This is a genomic window from Marinimicrobium sp. UBA4209 (assembly GCF_002381585.1).
Lineage (GTDB): Bacteria > Pseudomonadota > Gammaproteobacteria > Pseudomonadales > Cellvibrionaceae > Marinimicrobium > Marinimicrobium koreense.
Genome location: NZ_DFTP01000060.1, coordinates 21,801 through 22,226 on the forward strand (window position 1 = coordinate 21,801; position 426 = coordinate 22,226).

Sequence of the window (426 nt, forward strand, 5' to 3'; positions counted from 1 at the left end):
GCGCCGGTTACCTCAGCGTTAAAAATTCCATGGACCTATCTAACTATCATCCAACAGCTATCGCTATCATCGTCATAGTGGCAACGATGCTAGCTACCAGCCTGATCCAGTGGGCGTTTTTGATTCTGCTGAGGCGGCGGCACTCTGCTCAGTGGTTTCATGCAGGGTCGCCTACTATTTGGAGTGATCAAAGCTTTATAAGCGCTTGGCCTACAGTCCGGTACCTCCAAAGTAGAAGCTATTGGTCCAGCGGCGACCACGCTGGGGCAAGGTTCTGCCACAAGTTTCGTTATCCNNAGTGTTCATTGCGGGTGTATCGGTGGCGGTTCTAAATGGATGGCCTCCTTCATGGGAATAATTTTTAACAAAGCAAGGCACGGCGACGGCTTTTTCGTTACGGCTGCGCCTTCACTACAAAGCCGCGCG